This is a genomic window from Mycobacterium ulcerans subsp. shinshuense, assembly GCF_002355775.1.
GTDB classification, from domain to species: domain Bacteria; phylum Actinomycetota; class Actinomycetes; order Mycobacteriales; family Mycobacteriaceae; genus Mycobacterium; species Mycobacterium marinum.
In genome coordinates, this window is sequence record NZ_AP017624.1 from 5074858 (window position 1) to 5094920 (window position 20063).

Sequence of the window (20063 nt, forward strand, 5' to 3'; positions counted from 1 at the left end):
TTCGCATTTCTGGGCGCCGCGCGCGGCGGCGCAACGGCTGGTCAACGCGGTCGCGGTGGCGCGGCGGGGGGTGCCGGCTCGGGCGCCGCTCGCCAGCTAGGGTCGCCGGGATTGCCGCACGTCCCACGGCGGTGGCGTGCCATCCGAGTAGACGTGCTGTGCGGATTATGTAGCCAAAGGCCAACTTTAGGGCGGCTGGGCCCGGCGTCCGGTCCGGGCTCTGGCGATCCGCGGACACCCTCTGGTGGTGGTGTCTCCCGCGAGCTGTCCCGAGCGGATGGTTGAACAATTCGGGCCAAATTCGGCGGGCGGTGCTACGAGCGGGCGGCGAGTATTAGCGACATCAGGTTTGGCTCCGGCTCAGGGCTCCGGCGTTGTTGATTAGCAGGCTTGTGAGCTGGGTTGATGATCTTTGGTGCCGCGCTATTGGGGCCGGAGTGTAGGCACGGGCTATCTGGAGAACGATCGAGTTGGTTACTGTTCGTCGTTGGTCTGGAGTTGCTCGTGCCTACCGTTTCAGTATTGCCTGTGTCGTCGGTTCCAGAGGTGTTCGACCGCTGGAGTCCTGGTGGGCGCAGCGAGCTCATCGGATCGGAGTTTCTCGATGTGTTGGCCTCGGTGCCAGACCCGAGGGACCCACGCGGTCGGAGGTATTCGCTGATGGCTTTGTTGGCGATCGCGGTTCTGGCCACTGCCGCGGGGATGCGCGGCTATGCTGGTTTTGCCACATGGGCGGCCACCGCTCCCGATGATGTGTTGGCCCAATTAGGGGTCCGGTTCCGGCGGCCCAGTGAGAAGACCTTCCGCGCTGTTTTGTCTCGGCTAGACCCCGCCGACCTCAACGCCAGGATGGGCAGTTACTTCACTGCACACGTGGCCAGCAGCGACCCCAGTGGATTGGTGCCGATCGCGTTGGACGGCAAGATGCTGCGTGGTGCTTTACGCGCCAAAGCGACAGCCACGCATCTCGTGTCGGTGTTCGCCCACCGTGCCCGATTGGTGCTCGGTCAACTCGCTGTCGCCGAGAAAAGCAATGAAATTCCCTGCGTACGTGCCCTGCTCACGCTGCTGCCGGGTAGCTTGCGGTGGCTGGTCACCGTGGATGCGATGCATACCCAGGTCGTCACCGCGAAGTTGATCTGCGCCACCTTGAAGTCGCACTACCTGATGATCGTCAAGTCCAACCAAGCCAAAATACTTGCGCGTATCACCGCGCTGCCCTGGGCCGAGGTGCCCGCAGCCGCTACCGACGACTCCCGCGGCCACGGCCGTGTCGAGACCCGCACCCTGCAAATCATCACCGCTGCACGAGGAATCGGCTTCCCCTACGCAAAACAAATCATCCGGATCACTCGTGAACGCTTGATCACCGCCACCGACCAGCGCAGCGTGGAGGTGGTCTATGCCATCTGCAGCCTGCCGTTCGAGCACGCCCGCCCTACCGCGATCATGACCTGGATGCGTCAACACTGGGGAATCGAGAACAGCCTGCACTGGATACGCGACGTCACCTTCGACGAAGACCGTCAAAGGGCACATACCGGAAACGGCGCACAGGTCCTAGCAACGCTACGCAACACCGCGATCAATCTGCACCGCCTCAACGGCGCCGACAACATCGCCGAAGCCTGCCGGATCACCGCTTTGACCACCAACCGCCGCCTAGACCTCCTCAATCCACAATTCCCCAGCTCACAAGCCTGCTAATCAACAACGCCGGAGCCCTGGCGAAAGAGATCTTCCGTGTTCCGGGAATCTCCCGCGTGCAGGCCATCACCAGGCCCGAAGGAACCCCGATGGATCACACGTCGATCCCTTTTCAGATCAGCATGCAAAATGCCGGCCAGCTACAAAACATGAGATACCAGCGCCAGCGGATGGACGACTTGCTCAAGCAAGCCGACGCGATGACCAAGTCGATCACGGTGTTGAAACGCATGTACGACTTGATGATGCAGATGTCCGACACCATGCACCGGACGGTCACCGACACCGAACAGATGAAGGAAGTCACCGACGAGTTACGCGATCGCATCGCGGACTTTGATGATTTTTGGAGGCCGATTCGCAGCTACTTCTATTGGGACAAACACTGTTCGGGAGTTCCGATCTGCTGGTCGTTGCGATCGATATTCGATGCGCTGGACGGGGTTGACAAGATCAGCGAGGAACTGACCGACCTATTGAGTGACATACGAGCCATGGATCGGCTGATGCCTCTGACGGCCGCTCAGATCCCGCCCCAGATCGAGGCCCTCGAGACCGTGCGGACCCTGGTCTTGACCATGCACAGCACCATGATCGGGATCTTCGATCAGATGGACGAGATGGGCAAGAACGCCACCGCGATGGGAAAGGCCTTCGACACCGCCAAGAATGACGACTCGTTTTACCTTCCGCCGGAGGTCTTCGACAACGCCGATTTCAAGCGAGTAATGAACTTGTACCTATCGCCGGATGGGCGTGCGGCGCGGTTCATCATCTTGCATCGGGGTATTCCCGATAGGCCTGAGGGAATTGCCAGTGTCGGCGCCATACGCACGGCCGCCGAGGAGGCGCTCAAGGGAACGCCGTTGGAGGACGCCAAGATCTATCTGACCGGGACGGCGGCCGTGGCCAAGGACCTCGCCGAGGGCAGCAGATGGGATTTGCTGATCACCGGTATTTCTTCGCTCTGCCTCATTTTCATCATCATGCTGATCATCACGCGAGCCTTTGTCGCCGCCACGGTCATCGTCGGCACGGTGGCGGTTTCTCTGGGCGCCTCCTTCGGGCTATCCGTGCTGGTCTGGCAACACATCTTGGGCATCCAACTGCATTGGCTGGTCATCGTGACGTCCGTCATCGTCTTGTTGGCCGTGGGATCTGACTACAACCTGCTCTTGGTCTCGCGATTCAAACAAGAGATCGGTGCCGGGCTGAAGACCGGACTCATCCGAGCGATGGGTAGCACCGGCAAAGTGGTGACGAATGCGGGTCTGGTCTTCGCCTTCACCATGGCGTCGACGATCGTCAGCGACCTGAGGATCATCGGTCAGATTGGCACGACCATTGGGCTGGGGCTGCTTTTCGACACCTTGATTGTGCGCTCGTTCATGACGCCCTCCATTGCCGCGCTGCTGGGACGCTGGTTCTGGTGGCCGCTGCGGATGCCGACCAGACGGGCGGCGGACGCTCCGGGCAGGCCCGTCACACCCATCGAAAGCGATCCGATGGATCGGACCTTGGTCTACAGTCAGTAGTTGCGACCACCGTTGCCCCCGGTCCACGCTCGGTGTCGGCTGCGGTGTCGACTGCGATGCCCGAATGCGGGTACTGGGATCGCCGACTACCCGATCACCACCTTGTCCTTGACGAGGCCGGGCCACTCCGGGAATTTGAGCGGCTCGAGATGACTCAAGGCGATCATTACCGGCAGGAACAAGATGATCGAGAAAGACAGGGCGATCTTCAATCTGGCCGGCCGCCACATGCGGGTCCGCCAGACGTAACTGAGGAAGGCGGCCGGGATCGTAATGCCGGTCAGGGCCGCGCCTACGTCGATGAGGTAGAGGGTGCACAAGTAGGTGTGGCCCAGGAAGAACGCGAAGTGCGTGTGTCCCGTAGCGAGCACGCCGGCGACGTAGAGGCGAACGAGTCCCGCTCCCGACAGCACGATCGAGAAGAAGACGACGTCGTCAAGGTGCCGTGCGATGTCGCGTCGGCGAATGGATCTGTAGGCGCTAATCAAACCGTAACCGGTCAGAACACCGACCAGCGTGAAAGTGGTTGTGCCATAAGCGCTGTGTAGATCTTTGCCGAAGATTCCGGCGAGAAATTCGACGTAGCAGCCATGCAGTGCGAACGCGACGAAGATGACGACGATCGCTAGCCCCAGTCTGCGATGAACTGAGGCTCCCTTGGTATCCCGGTCTCGGTATGCCTTGAAGCCGAGCACCAACTGCGTTATCAGCAGCGCGGATACGCCCAACCCGGCGATCACGTGGCCGCCGAATGCCCCCGCGTGCCCAGGTTTGTGCATGAAGATCCCGGCGAGCCACTCGCCGGTCAGGAGGTACTTGACGTAGGAGAGCAGGAACGGCAGCAGGGCAACGCCGAGTGAGGTGGCGATGTAGTACTTGGCCAGGCACGCCCGCCGGGTGAGTGCGTCAGGCGGCGAGCCGGGGCGAACTCGGTTGTTCTTCAGGGCTCCGGCGTTGTTGATTAGCAGGCTTGTGAGCTGGGGAATTGTGGATTGAGGAGGTCTAGGCGGCGGTTGGCGGTCAAAGCGGTGATCCGGCAGGCTTCGGCGATGTTGTCGGCGCCGTTGAGGCGGTGCAGATTGATCGCAGTGTTGCGTAGCGTTGCTAGGACCTGTGCGCCGTTTCCGGTATGTGCCCTTTGACGGTCTTCGTCGAAGGTGACGTCGCGTATCCAGTGCAGGCTGTTCTCGATTCCCCAGTGTTGACGCATCCAGGTCATGATCGCGGTAGGGTGGGCGTGCTCGAACGGCAGGCTGCAGATGGCATAGACCACCTTCACGCTGCGCTGGTCGGTGGCGGTGATCAAGCGTTCACGAGTGATCCGGATGATTTGTTTTGCGTAGGGGAAGCCGATTCCTCGTGCAGCGGTGATGATTTGCAGGGTGCGGGTCTCGACACGGCCGTGGCCGCGGGAGTCGTCGGTAGCGGCTGCGGGCACCTCGGCCCAGGGCAGCGCGGTGATACGCGCAAGTATTTTGGCTTGGTTGGACTTGACGATCATCAGGTAGTGCGACTTCAAGGTGGCGCAGATCAACTTCGCGGTGACGACCTGGGTATGCATCGCATCCACGGTGACCAGCCACCGCAAGCTACCCGGCAGCAGCGTGAGCAGGGCACGTACGCAGGGAATTCCATTGCTTTTCTCGGCGGCAGCGAGTTGACCGAGCACCAATCGGGCACGGTGGGCGAACACCGACACGAGATGCGTGGCTGTCGCTTTGGCGCGTAAAGCACCACGCAGCATCTTGCCGTCCAACGCGATCGGCACCAATCCACTGGGGTCGCTGCTGGCCACGTGTGCAGTGAAGTAACTGCCCATCCTGGCGTTGAGGTCGGCGGGGTCTAGCCGAGACAAAACAGCGCGGAAGGTCTTCTCACTGGGCCGCCGGAACCGGACCCCTAATTGGGCCAACACATCATCGGGAGCGGTGGCCGCCCATGTGGCAAAACCAGCATAGCCGCGCATCCCCGCGGCAGTGGCCAGAACCGCGATCGCCAACAAAGCCATCAGCGAATACCTCCGACCGCGTGGGTCCCTCGGGTCTGGCACCGAGGCCAACACATCGAGAAACTCCGATCCGATGAGCTCGCTGCGCTCACCAGGACTCCAGCGGTCGAACACCTCTGGAACCGACGACACAGGCAATACTGAAACGATAGGCACGGGCAACTCCAGACCAACGACGAACAGTAACCAACTCGATCGTTCTCCAGATAGCCCGTGCCTACACTCCGGCCCCAATAGCGCGGCACCAAAGATCATCAACCCAGCTCACAAGCCTGCTAATCAACAACGCCGGAGCCCTGGGGGGCGTAGCGGGTCAATGTCCACGGTGGCAGCAGCAGGCTGCCCATGCCGGGCAGATCGGGTGTTCGCCCGGCGGGCCCTTGTCCCTCATCGGCCTGGAACGGACCGAGCAGGCTTGCCAGTGCGTCGGCCTGCTCGGCGCCTTGGTCCCACACGCCGTCACCGGGATCGGCAGACACGGCCAGATCCTGCAATCGGCGCATCGCTGCCACGAATCGGCCAAAGCCAGGACCGGGGCTGGCGGGTCCGTACTCCGGGAACCCGCCGTGATGCTCGTATTCGGGATCGACTTCTTCCCCGGATCCTTCCGATCCGAGCGAAGAATAATGGGTCACGCGCGTTCCTGCAGGATGTCCCGTCGAACGATGGTCTGGTCCCGTCCGGGACCGACACCGATGCACGAAACCGGCGCTCCGGCAATCTCTTCGAGCCGCAGCACATAGTCGCGGGCCTTGGCCGGCAGGTCGTCGAATTCGCGTGCCGCCGAGATGTCCTCCCACCAGCCCGGTAGCTCCTCGTAGACCGGTTTGGCACGGCACAGATCGCTTTGGGTCATCGGCATCTCACTGGTGCGTTTGCCGTCGATCTCATATCCGACGCACACCGGCACCGTTTCCAGGCGGGAGAGCACGTCGAGTTTGGTCAAGAAGTAGTCGGTGATGCCGTTGACCCGGGTGGCGTAGCGCGCGATGACGGCGTCGAACCAGCCACAGCGGCGGCGCCGGCCGGTGGTGACGCCGAATTCGCCACCGGTCTTGGACAGGTATTCGCCGCTCTCGTAGAACAGCTCGGTGGGGAACGGGCCGGAGCCCACCCGGGTGGTGTACGCCTTGAGAATCCCCAACACCGTGCGAATCCGGGTGGGTCCGATGCCGGAACCAACGGCAGCCCCGCCGGCCGTCGGATTGGAGGACGTCACGTACGGGTAGGTGCCGTGGTCGACGTCGAGCAGGGTGCCCTGGGAACCTTCCAGCAACACCGTCTCGCCGGCCTCCAGCGCGTTGTTGAGCAGCAAGCGAGCGTCGGCGATGCGATGGCGGAAACCCTCGGCCTGCTCCAATAGCGACTCGACCACCTGGTCCGGATCCAGCGCCTTGCGGTTGTAGATCTTGACCAGCACCTGGTTCTTGAATTCGAGGGCCGCCTCGACCTTGTGCGCGAGCTGGTCGGTGTCGAGCACATCGGCCACCCGAATGCCCATTCGGGCGACCTTGTCCTGGTAGCACGGGCCGATACCGCGACCGGTGGTCCCGATTTTCTTGCTACCCATGTAGCGCTCGGTCACCTTGTCGATGGCCACGTGGTACGGCATCAGCAGATGCGCGTCCGCGGAGATCAACAGCTTCGAGGTGTCGACCCCGCGATCTTCCAGCCCTTTCAGCTCGCTGAGCAGGACCCCTGGGTCTATCACGACTCCGTTGCCGATCACGTTGGTGACCCCCGGCGTCAGCACGCCGGACGGAATGAGGTGCAACGCGAAGTTCTCGCCGGAGGGCAAGACCACGGTGTGCCCGGCGTTGTTACCGCCCTGGTAGCGCACCACCCACTGCACCCGTCCACCGAGTAGATCGGTGGCTTTACCTTTGCCCTCGTCGCCCCACTGGGCTCCGATGAGGACGATTGCCGGCATGACGCGCTCCCTGGTCTCACGGGTTAAGCCCGCTTATTGTGTTCCAGCCGGTGACCTACCCTACCCAGGAGGTCAGGAGGAGCTTCAAGAATGGGCAGCAATATGGGGGTGAAATCGGCCGCGAACACGCCAAGCATGGCGGTACTGGTGTTCGATGGTCAAGCCGTGCCCGCCGCACTGACCGGCCTGCCGACCCATCAAGTCGGCGATTCCGCCTCCATCGACGCCGCGCTGGCCGCCTACCCACGGCTCGCTGTGATCGGCGATGATGCCGACCTGGCCGCGATGCTGACCCGGCTACTGCGGACCGACCGACTCGACATCGAGGTGGCCTATGTGCCGCGCCGGCGCACCACAGCGACCCGGGTGTACCGGTTGGCCGCGGGACGCCGCGGCGCATGGCGCGCCCGGCGCGGCAGCGCGGGGCGGGTGCCGCTGATTCGCGACGAAACCGCGACGGTGATCGTCGGCCGCGCCCGCTGGCTACCCGCCGATGACGAGCAGACGATCCACGGCGAGGCGGTCGTCGACGACAACACGCTGTTCGACGGCGACATTGCCGGTGTCTACATCCAGCCGACGCTGGAGCTTCCCGGCCTGCGGGCCGCCTTGCACGAGCGCAGACCATGGCGACGTTGGATTGGCGGACGCGCCGCCCAGCTGGGCACCAGCGGCGCCCGAGTGATCCGCGACGGTATCCCGGCACCCCGGGCCGTGCGGCGCTCCACGTTCTACCGCAACGTCGAAGGCTGGCTGCTGGTCCGGTAGCTTTCGACCGGTGAGCGAAATGGGCCTGCACGAGTCGGTGCGACCCAGCCCGATCTTTCTGGGCCTGGTCGGGCTGACGACAGTCGGAGCGGCGCTGGCCTGGCTGGCGGGATCCAGCGTCCGCCCCTTGGCGTATGCCGGGGTGTTCGTCTTCGTCATCGCCGGCTGGCTGGTCTCGCTATGCCTGCACGAGTTCGGGCATGCGTTCACCGCCTGACGATTCGGTGATCATGACGTCGCGGTGCGCGGTTACCTGACCCTGGACCCGCGGCGCTACAGCCACCCCGCGCTGTCGCTGCTGTTGCCGATGGTTTTCATCGCGTTGGGCGGAATCGGACTACCGGGTGCCGCGGTGTACGTGCGGACGTGGTTCATGACGCCGACCCGGCGCACCTTGGTCAGTCTGGCGGGGCCGGCCGCCAACGTGGTGCTGGCGGTGTTGCTGCTTACCGCAACCAGATTGTTCTATGACCAGGACCACTGGGTGTTGTGGGCCGGAGTGGCGTTCCTGGGTTTTCTGCAGATCATGGCGGTGGTGCTGAACCTGCTGCCGATCCCCGGTCTGGACGGCTACGACGCATTGGAGCCCCATCTGAGCCCACAGACTCAGCGCGAGCTGGCACCCGCCAAGCAATTTGGCATCTTCATCCTGCTGTTCTTGCTCTTGGCGCCGGTACTCAACCAATGGCTGTTCGAGTTTGTCGGTTGGGTCTTCGATTTTTCCGGGGTGCCCCATCTACTGGCGATGGTCGGCAACTCGCTGACCCGCTTCTGGAGTCAGTGGATCTGACCGCGGTTGCAATATATGCATAAGTACGCATATATTGCTCTGCCATGGGCGCTGGACACAATCACACCCCCGCTACGGTCTACGCCTCACGGATGATTCCCCGGATGGTCTGTGCGGCGACGATCCTGGCGATGTTTTTCGTGGTGGAACTGACCACCGCATGGCTGATCAATTCGATCGCGCTGCTCGCCGATGCGGGCCACATGCTCACCGACGTGGTCGCGGTGTTCATGGGACTGGCCGCCGTCATCCTGGGCAGGCGGGGCAGCTTGTCACCAAACCGCACCTACGGCTGGCATCGCGCCGAGGTGTTCACCGCGGTCGCCAACGCGGCGCTGCTCATCGGGGTCGCGCTGTTCATCGTCTATGAAGCGATCGATCGCCTGCGCGAGGCGCCCTCGGTGCCCGGCCTGCCGATGATCGTGGTGGCACTCGCCGGCCTGTCCGCCAACATCGTGGTTGCGCTGCTGCTGCGTTCGCACGCCGATAGCAGCCTGGCGGTCAAGGGCGCCTACATGGAAGTGGTCGCCGACACCGTCGGCAGCCTCGGTGTGCTGGCCGCGGGCGTGGTTACGGTCACGACCAGCTGGCCTTACGCGGACGTTGTGGTCGCCGTGCTGGTCGCGCTGTGGGTGGCACCGCGGGCGGTCTCGTTGGCCCGCGCCGCGCTACGAATCCTTTCCGAATCCTCGCCGAGACATATCGACGTCGACGAGCTTCGTTCGGCGCTGCGCGCCGTGGACGGCGTGACCGAGGTGCACGACCTGCATGTGTGGACGCTGGCCCCCGGCAAGGACATGGCTACCGCCCACCTGACCAGCAGCGCGTACTCCGCGCGGGTGCTGCACGACGCGCGGGCCGTGCTCTCGGACCGTGGGCTGCACCATGCCACGGTCCAGATCGAGCACACCGCGGGCATCCAGGAATGTCCCGATAGCTGTTCGGACGCGGTGCCCGCGATCGGCTGAGCCAAGCGGGCCCGCTTCGGCCAGCCTGCCTACCCGACAGCGGGGTCGCGGGCGTGCCGACCGCCGCGCGCCCAGGCGGCCAAATCCGGCGGAGCCAGTGCGGCGACACGCTCCTCGTATCGCTGTTGCTCAGCCCCACAAAGGATCTCCCGCCACTCACCCCGACCCCCCGCCCGAAAGAAGCGCTCGTTACTACGCCACACACCGTCTGTGGCGTTGGGAGCGAAGTCGAAAGCGCGCTCCCGCATGGCATCCAGCGTGGCGTAGGCGGCCAGCTTCCGGGCGCGAGCACACCCCAGCTCAATACCGAGCACCTCGGCCAGCCGGATCAGCTCACCCACCAAATCCGCTTGATAGTCGGCAAAGTGGAACATGGCGACGTTGGGCAGATGGCGCCGCTGCCAGAGCGAGCCGAAGTGATGCAGGATGGCGGCCAGGGATCCGATCTCGGTAGGCGGCCGAAACCGCATCTCCGACGACGGCACGGCCGCCGCGTCCATCCAGCTTCGGAACGCCTCAATCCGGTCAGGGGCGCAATCGAAGGTGAGCCGGAAGTCGGCGCCTGACTGAACAAATCGCTGGTGCGGCATCGCCGTCACTTCGGGGGTCCGCAATGCGCTGGCTTCCACGTTGGCCCACTGGAACAGCTCCGATACCGCGGCGTCACGCGGATCGCGGCCCACACCGATGTAGGTAACCCGATCGTCGAGCACCAGACCATCCAACGGCGTGTGAGTCTTGATGAACCGGCGATGCCGCTGCGCATCCAGGGCCCTCACCACATCCTCGATCGGGCGAATCGTCTGGTCGAGCCACGGTGACACCCTCGACATTGACGCCGGCAGCTGCGGGCCGTTGAAGACGAGCAGTGAGACCAACCGCTGGGTCCAAGTCACGCCGCATTTCCACGGCGCGGAAATGACGATGTCGCCCTCGCGCAGTTCAAGCGCGTACCAACGCAGGTTGTCGCTCATCAACGAGCGGTACAGGACAGGTCCGGCCATCTAGGACAACTTCTCTCGATCGTGGCCCCACTCGCCACCAAGCATTTGCGCTGACTTGTTGCCGATACCGACGGGATGTGAGCCCAACTTGCCCACATCCCGTCGGATCGGCGTCTCACTGTGCCGGTCAGAAGCCAACTCTCACTCGGTGAGTTCGTTGGCGCTGAACACGTAGCACGAGTGGGTGCTCTCTTTCTCGCAGAACAACACTTCGTGGGACATACCCTCACCTCCTGTCGGTGCTCGACGATGCACGTCGGCGCAGCCTATATACAAAACTGTATGGTTGTCCATACGAAATAGTTTGTACCAGGGCATTGGAGGCAGCACCCGACGGGCGACGATGCCGCAGGAGAGGCCGAGATGGGATTGCGCCCTTAGTGATTCAGTTGCCGTCGGCAACCCGCCGACCGGCCTTAGAGCGGCTTGCGAGCCTCAATGAGTGCCCGGGTTGAATGTGTGACAAACGAGCCTTCGGACTGGATATGGTCGTGCAGCGCCCGCAGCTGATCGTGGTAGCACTCGACGGTGAAGTCCGGCAGAAACCAGATCACCTTTCGCAGAAAATAGATGACGGCCCCGACGTCGAAGAACTCCACCCGAAGCCGCTCGATCCGCATATCGACGATCTCGAGGCCGGCGCCGGTGATTTCCGTGCGCACCCGGTCGGCGTACTGATCGGGCCCGCCGTGCTGTCGCGGCCCCAGGAAATGCTCGCGCAGGCTCCACAACGTGGCAGGCCCGACGTGCTGGGCAAAATACGTGCCACCCGCCTGCAGCACCCGGGCGACCTCTCCCCAGCACAGGTTGGACGGGTGACGGCTGGTCACCAAGTCGAACGCGGCGTCCGTGAACGGCAACGGCGGCTTGTCACCGGTGGCGACCACCACCACACCCAACGGATGCAGCAGCTTGGTGGCCAGAGCCGCGTTGGGCGGCCATGATTCGGTGGCGGCCATGGTGGTCGGGAAGTTGCCCGCACCGGCTAACACCTCGCCGGCGCCGGTTTCCAGGTCCAAGGCGGCCGTCGCGTTCGCCAGACGCTGACCTAGCAATCGTTGATAGCCCCATGACGGGCGTTCTTCGGTCGCGCGGCCATCCAACCAAGAGAAGTCCCAGCCCGCCACGGGCACTGACGTAGATTCGGCCACCAGATCGTCGAACGTTCTTGCCACGCCTCACGTTATCAAGGCTTCTCAGGGCTTCCGGGCTCCTTATTGGATGGCGAACCGCACGAAGGGTGCCGCGAAGTGGCTTCGGTGCATGACACACGGATGCCCGCGAAGCGGCTAGCGTAGCCAAGCTCGGAAGTGTCGGGATAACGCCTGGGCCCGGTTCGCAGCCTCGACGGCCGGCGCCAGTTGGCCAGCAAGCCGCCCAGCAAGCAGAGTTGCTCGCCTAGAACCCGAGCACCGAACGGGCCGTCGGGTCGCAATCGTCGAGTAGGTCCAAACACCGCCGGTACTCGTCGGTCTCGCCGATGGAGTCAGCGGCACGCGCCAGAGCGGCCACGCACCGCAGGAAGCCTTGGTTGGATTCGTGCGCGTAGGGCACCGGCCCGAAGCCTTTCCAGCCGTTGCGGCGCAACTTGTCCAGGCCACGGTGATAGCCGGTGCGCGCGTACGCGTAGGCGGTGATGACCTTGTCGTCGTCGAGCGCCTCCTCGGCAAGCGCCGCCCAGGCCACCGACGCCGACGGATGGGCGGCGGCGACGGTGGCGGGACTTTCGTCTGCCAGCAACTTCTGCTCAGCCTCACTGTCGGGGGGCAGCAGAATAGGATCGGGCCCCAGAAGATCACCCATCGACGTCATGGGCGTCATTTTGCCAACCGCTTTGGGCGTGGCCAAACCCGCCTCCCTGGCCGCCACTCAAACGGTTCCTAGCTCGGCAATCATCCCAAGCGGGGGTAGGGTCGCTAAGCTCCAACCTACCCACTCAATAGCGGGAGGAAAGCAGCACTCATGCCCAACGCACCCGAGCCCGACCGCGACGGGACCGAAACCAGGGACGCAGCGGCCGGGGAAGCAGGCACCGAGAGCTTTCCCCTGATCCCCGATGACACTGAAACCGAGACTGTGGTCATCTCCAAGGCTGATCCCGTTACCGATCCCGAACCGTCAGGCGCGGACGCGCAACCTGAGCGGCGCTTCACCGCGCCAGGCTTCGACGCCAAGGAGACCCAGGTCATTGCGACCGCACCCGAGCCGGCCACCGAGGTGTTCCAAACCCACCAAGCGCCGCCCGCTGGCCCACCGCCAATCGGCATGCCACCGAAAACTGCGGTGCCGCAATCGATCCCGCCGCGCGATAGCGGCAGACCGGCTGCCCTGAAACAGCGCAACTGGGGCTGGGTACTGGCAATTGTCGTGATCGTGTTGGCGTTGGCGGCGATCGCCATCCTGGGCACCGTCCTACTGACCCGCAACAAGCACCCGAACGTGTCCCAGGAAGACCGGGTGCGCCAAACCATCCAGCACTTCGACGCCGCGGTGCAGACCGGCGATCTAACCGCTCTGCGCAGCATCACCTGCGGTACCACCCGCGACGGCTATGTGGACTACGACGAACGCTCGTGGGACGAAACCTACCGCCGGGTCTCAGCGGCCAAGCAATATCCGGTCATCGCCAGCATCGACCAGGTCGTGGTCAACGGCCAGCACGCCGAGGCCAACATCACCACCTTCATGGCCTACGACCCGCAGGTTCGTTCGACGCGCAGCCTTGATCTGCAGTTCCGCGATGATCAGTGGAAAATCTGCCAGTCACCGAGCAGCTAGTAGCGCACGCCGCAGCTTCCACCGGGCAACAATTCTCCCGCTCGACCCGCCTGCGCTTCGCGCAAAATCTGTTGCACTGCAATACCTTTCAAATATGACCGCGGTTAGCACTGGCCCCGGGTGCGCCAGCGCGCATTTTCCAGGTCCAACCATTTGTGGCCAATTCCCGGACTCGATCAAGAACAGATTCGCCGCGGGGGCTTTCGGCGGCGACCGGTTGCACTGTTCGTCGAGGAACCACGACTCCCCCGAGGCATTCCCCATCCAGCCCCATCCAGCGGGACCCACGTCGCACCGGCCGCGCCGGGCAAGCTGCGTCCCGCCAGGATTGAGGCAGGCTTCACGACGGTAAAAGGCGCGCAGTGATCCGCTCGCAATGACCTCGACTATTCGTTTACCACCGCCGGGGGTCTACCCTGTGAGTCGCGGCGGCTACTGCATATTCGGATGTCTCCACAAACACCGAAGAATGCCGCGGTCACCGCCCCCCATCAGTGCAGACATGCCAGAACACGCGAACCACAGTTGCGGAACTAGCCGAACAATTGGCCCATTCGTTACCTGTAGTTTCGGGCTAGTTCCGGCCCGCACCACCCGTTCGTCAAATTGACGGAGTAGCTCGGTTTCCAGCGTGGGAGATCGACTGCTGCCGAAATGCGCCGACATGCATTCTGTGGCAGGGTGTAGGCGAATTGCCTGCTCCTGCGGGGATTTCGACCCGATTCGCTGTTCCAGGAGAGGCAGGTGAGTTTCACGTGAGCATCCACTACCCAGGGCTCCGGCGTTGTTGATTAGCAGGCTTGTGAGCTGGGTTGATGATCTTTGGTGCCGGGCTATTGGGGCCGGAGTGTAGGCACGGGCTATCTGGAGAACGATCGAGTTGGTTACTGTTCGTCGTTGGTCTGGAGTTGCCCGTGCCTACCGTTTCAGTATTGCCTGTGTCGTCGGTTCCAGAGGTGTTCGACCGCTGGAGTCCTGGTGGGCGCAGCGAGCTCATCGGATCGGAGTTTCTCGATGTGCTGGCCTCGGTGCCAGACCCGAGGGACCCACGCGGTCGGAGGTATTCGCTGATGGCTTTGTTGGCGATCGCGGTTCTGGCCACTGCCGCGGGGATGCGCGGCTATGCTGGTTTTGCCACATGGGCGGCCACCGCTCCCGATGATGTGTTGGCCCAATTAGGGGTCCGGTTCCGGCGGCCCAGTGAGAAGACCTTCCGCGCTGTTTTGTCTCGGCTAGACCCCGCCGACCTCAACGCCAGGATGGGCAGTTACTTCACTGCACACGTGGCCAGCAGCGACCCCAGTGGATTGGTGCCGATCGCGTTGGACGGCAAGATGCTGCGTGGTGCTTTACGCGCCAAAGCGACAGCCACGCATCTCGTGTCGGTGTTCGCCCACCGTGCCCGATTGGTGCTCGGTCAACTCGCTGTCGCCGAGAAAAGCAATGAAATTCCCTGCGTACGTGCCCTGCTCACGCTGCTGCCGGGTAGCTTGCGGTGGCTGGTCACCGTGGATGCGATGCATACCCAGGTCGTCACCGCGAAGTTGATCTGCGCCACCTTGAAGTCGCACTACCTGATGATCGTCAAGTCCAACCAAGCCAAAATACTTGCGCGTATCACCGCGCTGCCCTGGGCCGAGGTGCCCGCAGCCGCTACCGACGACTCCCGCGGCCACGGCCGTGTCGAGACCCGCACCCTGCAAATCATCACCGCTGCACGAGGAATCGGCTTCCCCTACGCAAAACAAATCATCCGGATCACTCGTGAACGCTTGATCACCGCCACCGACCAGCGCAGCGTGGAGGTGGTCTATGCCATCTGCAGCCTGCCGTTCGAGCACGCCCGCCCTACCGCGATCATGACCTGGATGCGTCAACACTGGGGAATCGAGAACAGCCTGCACTGGATACGCGACGTCACCTTCGACGAAGACCGTCAAAGGGCACATACCGGAAACGGCGCACAGGTCCTAGCAACGCTACGCAACACCGCGATCAATCTGCACCGCCTCAACGGCGCCGACAACATCGCCGAAGCCTGCCGGATCACCGCTTTGACCGCCAACCGCCGCCTAGACCTCCTCAATCCACAATTCCCCAGCTCACAAGCCTGCTAATCAACAACGCCGGAGCCCTGATCCACGACCCGACCGTCGAGCAATCGACTATTGATATCCGACAAGTTGTCGGCATCGGGACGCCCAAAGCCGTCGATTTGTGGCTCGATGTGGTCACCGACGCGCCGGATCGCGTCCGTGAACTTGCCTCCTTGTCCAAAGCCGAATTGGCCAAGCTCGGTGACCTGCTCGACACCACCAGCGGCGTTGAGTTGTTCGAATCGGTTGACGACATGCTGGCTGCCGAGGCGCTGCAAGCGATGGACTCGGCGGTGGCGGCCAGCCTGCTGGATGCGCTGAACTCCGATCACGCCGCCAACATTCTGCGCGAGTTCAAGACCGCCAAGCGCGATGCCCTGCTGGCCTCGCTGCCGCTGAAGCGCGCGGTTGTCCTGCGTGGCCTGCTGAGCTGGCCCGAGGACTCCGCCGCGGCGCACATGGTGCCCGAAACGCTGACCGTGGGCGCCAATATGACTGTGCTGGATGCCATCGCTACCGTGCGCGAGCACGCCGCAGGATTGCGCAGCGACTCCCGGACCACCGCCTACGTCTACGTGATCGACGCCGACTCGCATCTGTTGGGCGTCGTCGCCTTTCGGGCCCTGGTTCTGGCCGACCCCGAGCGCCTGGTATCCGAATTGATGACCGAGGATCTCATCGTCGTCTCACCGCTGACCGACAAGGAATTGGCGGCACAGACGCTGATGACTCACAACCTCATGGCGGTCCCCGTCGTCGATGGGGAAAACCGCCTGCTCGGCATCATCGCCGAGGACGAAGCCCTCGACATCACCCAGGAGGAAGCGACCGAAGACGCCGAGCGTCAGGGCGGGTCGGCCCCGCTGGAGGTGCCGTATCTGCGTGCGTCGCCATGGCTGCTGTGGCGCAAGCGCGTGGTGTGGCTACTCGTGCTCTTTGTCGCCGAGGCCTACACCGGCAGCGTGTTGCGGGCGTTCTCCGACGAGATGGAGGCGGTGATCGCGCTCGCCTTCTTCATCCCGTTGCTGATCGGCACCGGCGGCAACACCGGCACCCAGATCGCAACCACGCTGGTGCGCGCGATGGCCACCGGTCAGGTCAGGTTCCGCGATGTCCCCGCGGTACTGGTCAAGGAACTGTCCACGGGTGCACTGGTCGGCTTCACCATGGCGGTGGCCGCGGTGATCCGCGCTTGGACGCTGAACGTGGGTCCGCAGGTTACGGTGACGGTGGCCGTCACGGTGGCCGCCATCGTCGTGTGGTCATCGCTGGTGGCGGCGATCCTGCCGCCGCTGCTCAAGAAGTTGCGCATCGACCCCGCGATCGTTTCGGGGCCGCTGATCGCCACCATCGTCGACGGCACGGGGCTGATCATCTACTTCATGATCGCGCACCTGACCCTGACGCAGCTGCAGGGCCTCTGACCTGCTCCGCTAGACGGCTCCGCTCAGCCGGCTGGCCCGGCTCCGCTCAGCCGGCTGGCCCGGCTCCGCTCAGCCGGCTAGCGACTTCCCAGCGCAGTGCAAGTCGTTGCAGGCCTCGATCACCCGTTCGGTCATCCCGGCCTCGGCCTTCTTGAGGTAGCTGCGCGGGTCGTAGACCTTCTTGTTGCCGACCGCGCCGTCTACCTTGAGAACGCCGTCGTAGTTGGTGAACATGTGCCCGACAATCGGTCGGCTGAACGCGTACTGGGTGTCGGTGTCGACATTCATCTTCACCACGCCGTACCGAAGTGCCTCCTCGATCTCGGACTTCAGGGAGCCCGAGCCGCCGTGGAAGACGAAGTCGAACGGCTTGGCGCTGTCGGGCAGCCCGAGCTTGGCCGCGGCCACCTTTTGCCCCTGGTCGAGAATGTCGGGGCGCAGTTTGACATTGCCCGGCTTGTAGACGCCGTGCACGTTGCCGAAGGTCGCGGCCAGCAGGTAGGTGCCCTGCTCACCGGCGCCCAGCGCGTCAACCGCCTTCTCGAAGTCCTCGGGGGTGGTGTAGAGCTTCTCGTTGATCTCGGCCTCGACGCCGTCCTCTTCGCCTCCGACCACGCCGATTTCGGTCTCGAGAATGATCTTGGCGGCCACGGCCGCCTTGAGCAGCTCCTGCGCGATGACCAGGTTCTCATCGATCGGGACCGCCGAACCGTCCCACATGTGCGACTGGAACAACGGGTCTTTTCCGGCCGACACCCGTTCGGTGGAGATCGCCAGCAGCGGCCGTACGTAGGTGTCGAGCTTGTCCTTGGGGCAGTGGTCGGTGTGCAGCGCCACGTTGATCGGGTACTTGGCCGCGACGATGTGAGTGAATTCGGCCAGCGCGACGGCGCCGGTCACCATGTTCTTGATACCTAAGCCGGAACCGAACTCCGCACCACCGGTGGAGAACTGGATGATCCCGTCACTGCCGGCGTCGGCGAAGCCTTTGAGCGCGGCGTTGACTGTCTCCGAAGATGTGCAGTTGATGGCAGGGAAGGCGTACGAATTCTCTTTGGCACGTCCCAGCATCTCGGCATAGACCTCGGGCGTTGCGATGGGCATAAAAGACTCCTCCTGAAGGCTGGGTGTACCCAGTATTGCAAGACCGGGGAATGTGTCCACTCCGGTGGGCCACCTGTTCAAGTCGGTATGTTGAAACACCATGAACACCGCCGAGATGGCCTTGCCGGACATCCTCGACCCGATGTATTGGCTGGGCGCCGACGGAATTTTCGGGTCCGCCGTGCTTCCCGGCATATTGCTCATCGTCTTTATCGAGACCGGTTTGCTGTTTCCGCTGCTGCCGGGCGAATCGCTGCTGTTTACCGGGGGCCTACTGGCCGCCAGTGCGCATCCACCGGTCACGATCGGTGTGCTCGCCCCGGCCGTGGCTGTGGTGGCGGTCCTGGGCGACCAGACCGCATATTTCATCGGGCGCCGGATCGGACCCGCGCTGTTCAAGAAGGAAGATTCGCGGTTCTTCAAGAAGCACTATGTGACCGAATCGCACGCCTTCTTCGAGAAGTACGGGCCCTGGACCGTCATCCTGGCCCGCTTCGTGCCGTTCGCGCGAACCTTCGTGCCGGTGATCGCCGGCGTGTCCTACATGCGCTATCCGGTGTTTCTGGCATTCGACATCGTCGGCGGGATCAGCTGGGGCCCCGGAGTCACGCTGGCCGGCTACTTCCTGGGCAATGTGCCATTTGTGCACCACAACCTGGAAAAGATCATCTTGGGCATTCTGATCGTGTCCCTGATCCCGGCCATGACTGCGGCCTGGCGGGGCTACCGGTCGCGGCGGCGCTCCCCCAACAACGAGTCCGACTCCTCCGACCCGGTAGTGCTACCCGAGTGAGCTGACCGCCGCGACACTGTGGGCCGCCTCCATCAGCATCCAGCCCGACAGTTGCACCGACAGGTCTCGCTCGGCGATCTCCGAGCCCTGCACCGCGCCCTCGACAAACTGTGCCTGCTGCCCATCGGCGGTGGGCAACTCGGCGTCGCGGTCCCAGAACGCCCCGAACACCGGCAGCCCGTCCGCTGTTTGCCGGCAATCCCACGCTGATTTCGCCGACGCGAGGACTATCGCGCGGGCGGTGTCGCGCGCTTGCGCGTCGTCGGCGGAATCACCCGGCAGGGTGGTGGCCACCAGAGCCAGATACCGAGCGGTGATTCCCGCGAAGAGGCCGCCGTCTCCGCCGCCCGCCCCCTTCAACACGCCTGCGGAAGCCATGTGTTCGGCAACAGCGGCGACCAGTCGATGGACGCGAGGCGCATGCCGATCGTTTCCGGTCCGCGCCGCCAGCTCCGTCTCCAAACCGAGCACCACCCCCTGGCAATAGGTGTACTGAGCGCGGACCAGCGACCCGCCCTTGATGCCGTCGAAGACCAGGTGCGTCTCCGGGTCGATCAGCGTGCGGTCGATCCAGTCACCCATCTGCTCGGCGCGAGCAAGCCGGTCGTCATAGCGGGCCAGAAATATCCCCGCCGGACCATTGGCAGGAGCATTGAAGAACTGGTCCTGCTTGCGCCACGGGATGCCGCCACCGTCCTCGGGCACCCAGGCTTTGACGAACTGGTCGGCGAGCTTGGGCAGCGCCCGGCGCCGCTGCACACCTGCTATCCGCGCCGCCCGTTCCAGTGCCAGCGCCAGCCAGGCCATGTCGTCGTAATAGCTGTTGGTCCAGGAGAAATTGTTGCGCAACCGGTGTGAGCGGACCTGCCGATTGATCCTGCTGCGCCGCTCGGCCTGCGGGTCGCGCAACTCCGCGTCGATCAGGCAGTCCAGCAGATGCGCCTGCCACCAGTAATGCCAAGTGCCGAACATGCGGTCTTTGCGTTCCGACGGCCATGACACCACGCCCAACTGGGTTCCGGGTAGCCCCCACAGCCGCTTGAAGTGACGCCCGGTGATGGCGGCTTCAGAACTCGCGGCCCGGTTCGCCCATAGCTGGTCCATAGCCCCCGATCCTGCCTCAGACATTCCGGGCCCACGCCGCCAGTGCGGCACCAG

The 20063-nt window shown here is 63.7% G+C and carries 15 protein-coding genes and 3 pseudogenes; 9 read left to right on the forward strand and 9 right to left on the reverse strand.

Features of this window, described 5'->3' with window-relative positions; all coding sequences use genetic code 11:
* The first annotated feature begins 504 nt into the window (after nt 1-504).
* Nucleotides 505-1707, forward strand: coding sequence for an ISAs1-like element IS2404/ISMul1 family transposase (locus tag SHTP_RS22665; protein ID WP_420873039.1), 1203 nt, complete (start codon nt 505-507; stop codon nt 1705-1707).
* 17 nt (nt 1708-1724) lie between these two features.
* A pseudogene (locus SHTP_RS22670) lies at nt 1725-3242 on the forward strand (MMPL family transporter); the annotation flags it as partial.
* Nucleotides 3243-3328: 86 nt separating this feature from the next.
* Here SHTP_RS22670 and SHTP_RS22675 read toward each other — a convergent pair.
* From SHTP_RS22675 to SHTP_RS22690, 4 genes and pseudogenes are all read right to left on the reverse strand, one after another.
* Complete coding sequence (locus tag SHTP_RS22675; RefSeq protein WP_157759941.1) at nt 3329-3982, reverse strand: DUF2306 domain-containing protein; 654 nt, start codon at nt 3980-3982, stop codon at nt 3329-3331.
* Nucleotides 3983-4203: 221 nt separating this feature from the next.
* Complete coding sequence (locus tag SHTP_RS22680; RefSeq protein WP_420873040.1) at nt 4204-5406, reverse strand: ISAs1-like element IS2404/ISMul1 family transposase; 1203 nt, start codon at nt 5404-5406, stop codon at nt 4204-4206.
* Nucleotides 5407-5543: 137 nt separating this feature from the next.
* Nucleotides 5544-5885 (reverse strand): annotated as a pseudogene (locus SHTP_RS22685) (PaaI family thioesterase); the annotation flags it as partial.
* Nucleotides 5882-7180, reverse strand: coding sequence for an adenylosuccinate synthase (locus tag SHTP_RS22690; protein WP_096371847.1), 1299 nt, complete (start codon nt 7178-7180; stop codon nt 5882-5884). The gene SHTP_RS22690 and the pseudogene SHTP_RS22685, both read right to left, overlap by 4 nt.
* Before the next feature lie 90 nt (nt 7181-7270).
* Between SHTP_RS22690 and SHTP_RS22695 the strand changes: the two genes are divergently transcribed.
* From SHTP_RS22695 to SHTP_RS22705, 3 genes and pseudogenes are all read left to right on the forward strand, one after another.
* Nucleotides 7271-7948 carry a peptidase M50 gene (locus SHTP_RS22695; protein WP_096371848.1) on the forward strand — a complete coding sequence of 226 codons (678 nt, stop codon included), beginning with the start codon at nt 7271-7273 and terminating at the stop codon, nt 7946-7948.
* 10 nt (nt 7949-7958) lie between these two features.
* Nucleotides 7959-8738 (forward strand): annotated as a pseudogene (locus tag SHTP_RS22700) (site-2 protease family protein).
* A 44-nt stretch (nt 8739-8782) separates the two neighbouring features.
* Entirely contained in the window at nt 8783-9706 is a 924-nt protein-coding gene (locus SHTP_RS22705) for a cation diffusion facilitator family transporter (RefSeq protein ID WP_096371849.1), read from the forward strand.
* Between the two features lie 29 nt (nt 9707-9735).
* On the opposite strand, the gene SHTP_RS22710 is transcribed toward SHTP_RS22705, so the two are convergent.
* The 3 genes from SHTP_RS22710 to SHTP_RS22720 all read right to left on the reverse strand — a co-directional run bounded on the left by SHTP_RS22710 (nt 9736) and on the right by SHTP_RS22720 (nt 12522).
* Complete coding sequence (locus SHTP_RS22710) at nt 9736-10710, reverse strand: sulfotransferase domain-containing protein (RefSeq protein ID WP_096371850.1); 975 nt, start codon at nt 10708-10710, stop codon at nt 9736-9738.
* Between the two features lie 416 nt (nt 10711-11126).
* Nucleotides 11127-11885, reverse strand: a complete 759-nt coding sequence (locus SHTP_RS22715; RefSeq protein ID WP_012392630.1) for a methyltransferase domain-containing protein — start codon at nt 11883-11885, stop codon at nt 11127-11129.
* Between the two features lie 223 nt (nt 11886-12108).
* On the reverse strand, nt 12109-12522 hold the full coding sequence (locus tag SHTP_RS22720; protein WP_036427538.1) for a DUF3151 domain-containing protein: 414 nt from the start codon (nt 12520-12522) through the stop codon (nt 12109-12111).
* Nucleotides 12523-12672: 150 nt separating this feature from the next.
* On the opposite strand from SHTP_RS22720, the gene SHTP_RS22725 reads away from it, so the two are divergent.
* From SHTP_RS22725 to mgtE, 3 genes are all read left to right on the forward strand, one after another.
* On the forward strand, nt 12673-13488 hold the full coding sequence (locus SHTP_RS22725) for an Rv0361 family membrane protein (protein WP_011740742.1): 816 nt from the start codon (nt 12673-12675) through the stop codon (nt 13486-13488).
* Between the two features lie 914 nt (nt 13489-14402).
* On the forward strand, nt 14403-15605 hold the full coding sequence (locus SHTP_RS22730; protein WP_420873005.1) for an ISAs1-like element IS2404/ISMul1 family transposase: 1203 nt from the start codon (nt 14403-14405) through the stop codon (nt 15603-15605).
* A gap of 20 nt (nt 15606-15625) precedes the next feature.
* The gene (mgtE, locus tag SHTP_RS22735; protein WP_096371852.1) at nt 15626-17008 is read left to right on the forward strand and encodes a magnesium transporter; all 1383 of its coding nucleotides are present in this window, start codon (nt 15626-15628) and stop codon (nt 17006-17008) included.
* A gap of 69 nt (nt 17009-17077) precedes the next feature.
* Here the strand turns inward: mgtE and fbaA are convergent, their stop codons facing one another.
* Nucleotides 17078-18112, reverse strand: a complete 1035-nt coding sequence (gene fbaA, locus SHTP_RS22740; RefSeq protein WP_096372621.1) for a class II fructose-bisphosphate aldolase — start codon at nt 18110-18112, stop codon at nt 17078-17080.
* Nucleotides 18113-18212: 100 nt separating this feature from the next.
* On the opposite strand from fbaA, the gene SHTP_RS22745 reads away from it, so the two are divergent.
* Complete coding sequence (locus SHTP_RS22745) at nt 18213-18905, forward strand: DedA family protein (protein WP_096371853.1); 693 nt, start codon at nt 18213-18215, stop codon at nt 18903-18905.
* On the opposite strand, the gene SHTP_RS22750 is transcribed toward SHTP_RS22745, so the two are convergent.
* The gene (locus SHTP_RS22750) at nt 18894-20009 is read right to left on the reverse strand and encodes a glycoside hydrolase family 76 protein (protein WP_096371854.1); all 1116 of its coding nucleotides are present in this window, start codon (nt 20007-20009) and stop codon (nt 18894-18896) included. The genes SHTP_RS22745 and SHTP_RS22750 overlap by 12 nt on opposite strands.
* Between the last annotated feature and the right edge of the window lie 54 nt (nt 20010-20063).

Coding starts and splice junctions, on each gene's coding strand:
- SHTP_RS22690 (WP_096371847.1), bottom strand. CDS start 7,180: ATGCCGGCAATCGTCCTCATCGGAGCCCAGTGGGGCGACGAGGGCAAA.
- SHTP_RS22695 (WP_096371848.1), top strand. CDS start 7,271: ATGGGCAGCAATATGGGGGTGAAATCGGCCGCGAACACGCCAAGCATG.
- SHTP_RS22705 (WP_096371849.1), top strand. CDS start 8,783: ATGGGCGCTGGACACAATCACACCCCCGCTACGGTCTACGCCTCACGG.
- SHTP_RS22710 (WP_096371850.1), bottom strand. CDS start 10,710: ATGGCCGGACCTGTCCTGTACCGCTCGTTGATGAGCGACAACCTGCGT.
- SHTP_RS22720 (WP_036427538.1), bottom strand. CDS start 12,522: ATGACGTCGATGGGTGATCTTCTGGGGCCCGATCCTATTCTGCTGCCC.
- SHTP_RS22725 (WP_011740742.1), top strand. CDS start 12,673: ATGCCCAACGCACCCGAGCCCGACCGCGACGGGACCGAAACCAGGGAC.
- fbaA (WP_096372621.1), bottom strand. CDS start 18,112: ATGCCCATCGCAACGCCCGAGGTCTATGCCGAGATGCTGGGACGTGCC.
- SHTP_RS22745 (WP_096371853.1), top strand. CDS start 18,213: ATGAACACCGCCGAGATGGCCTTGCCGGACATCCTCGACCCGATGTAT.
- SHTP_RS22750 (WP_096371854.1), bottom strand. CDS start 20,009: ATGGACCAGCTATGGGCGAACCGGGCCGCGAGTTCTGAAGCCGCCATC.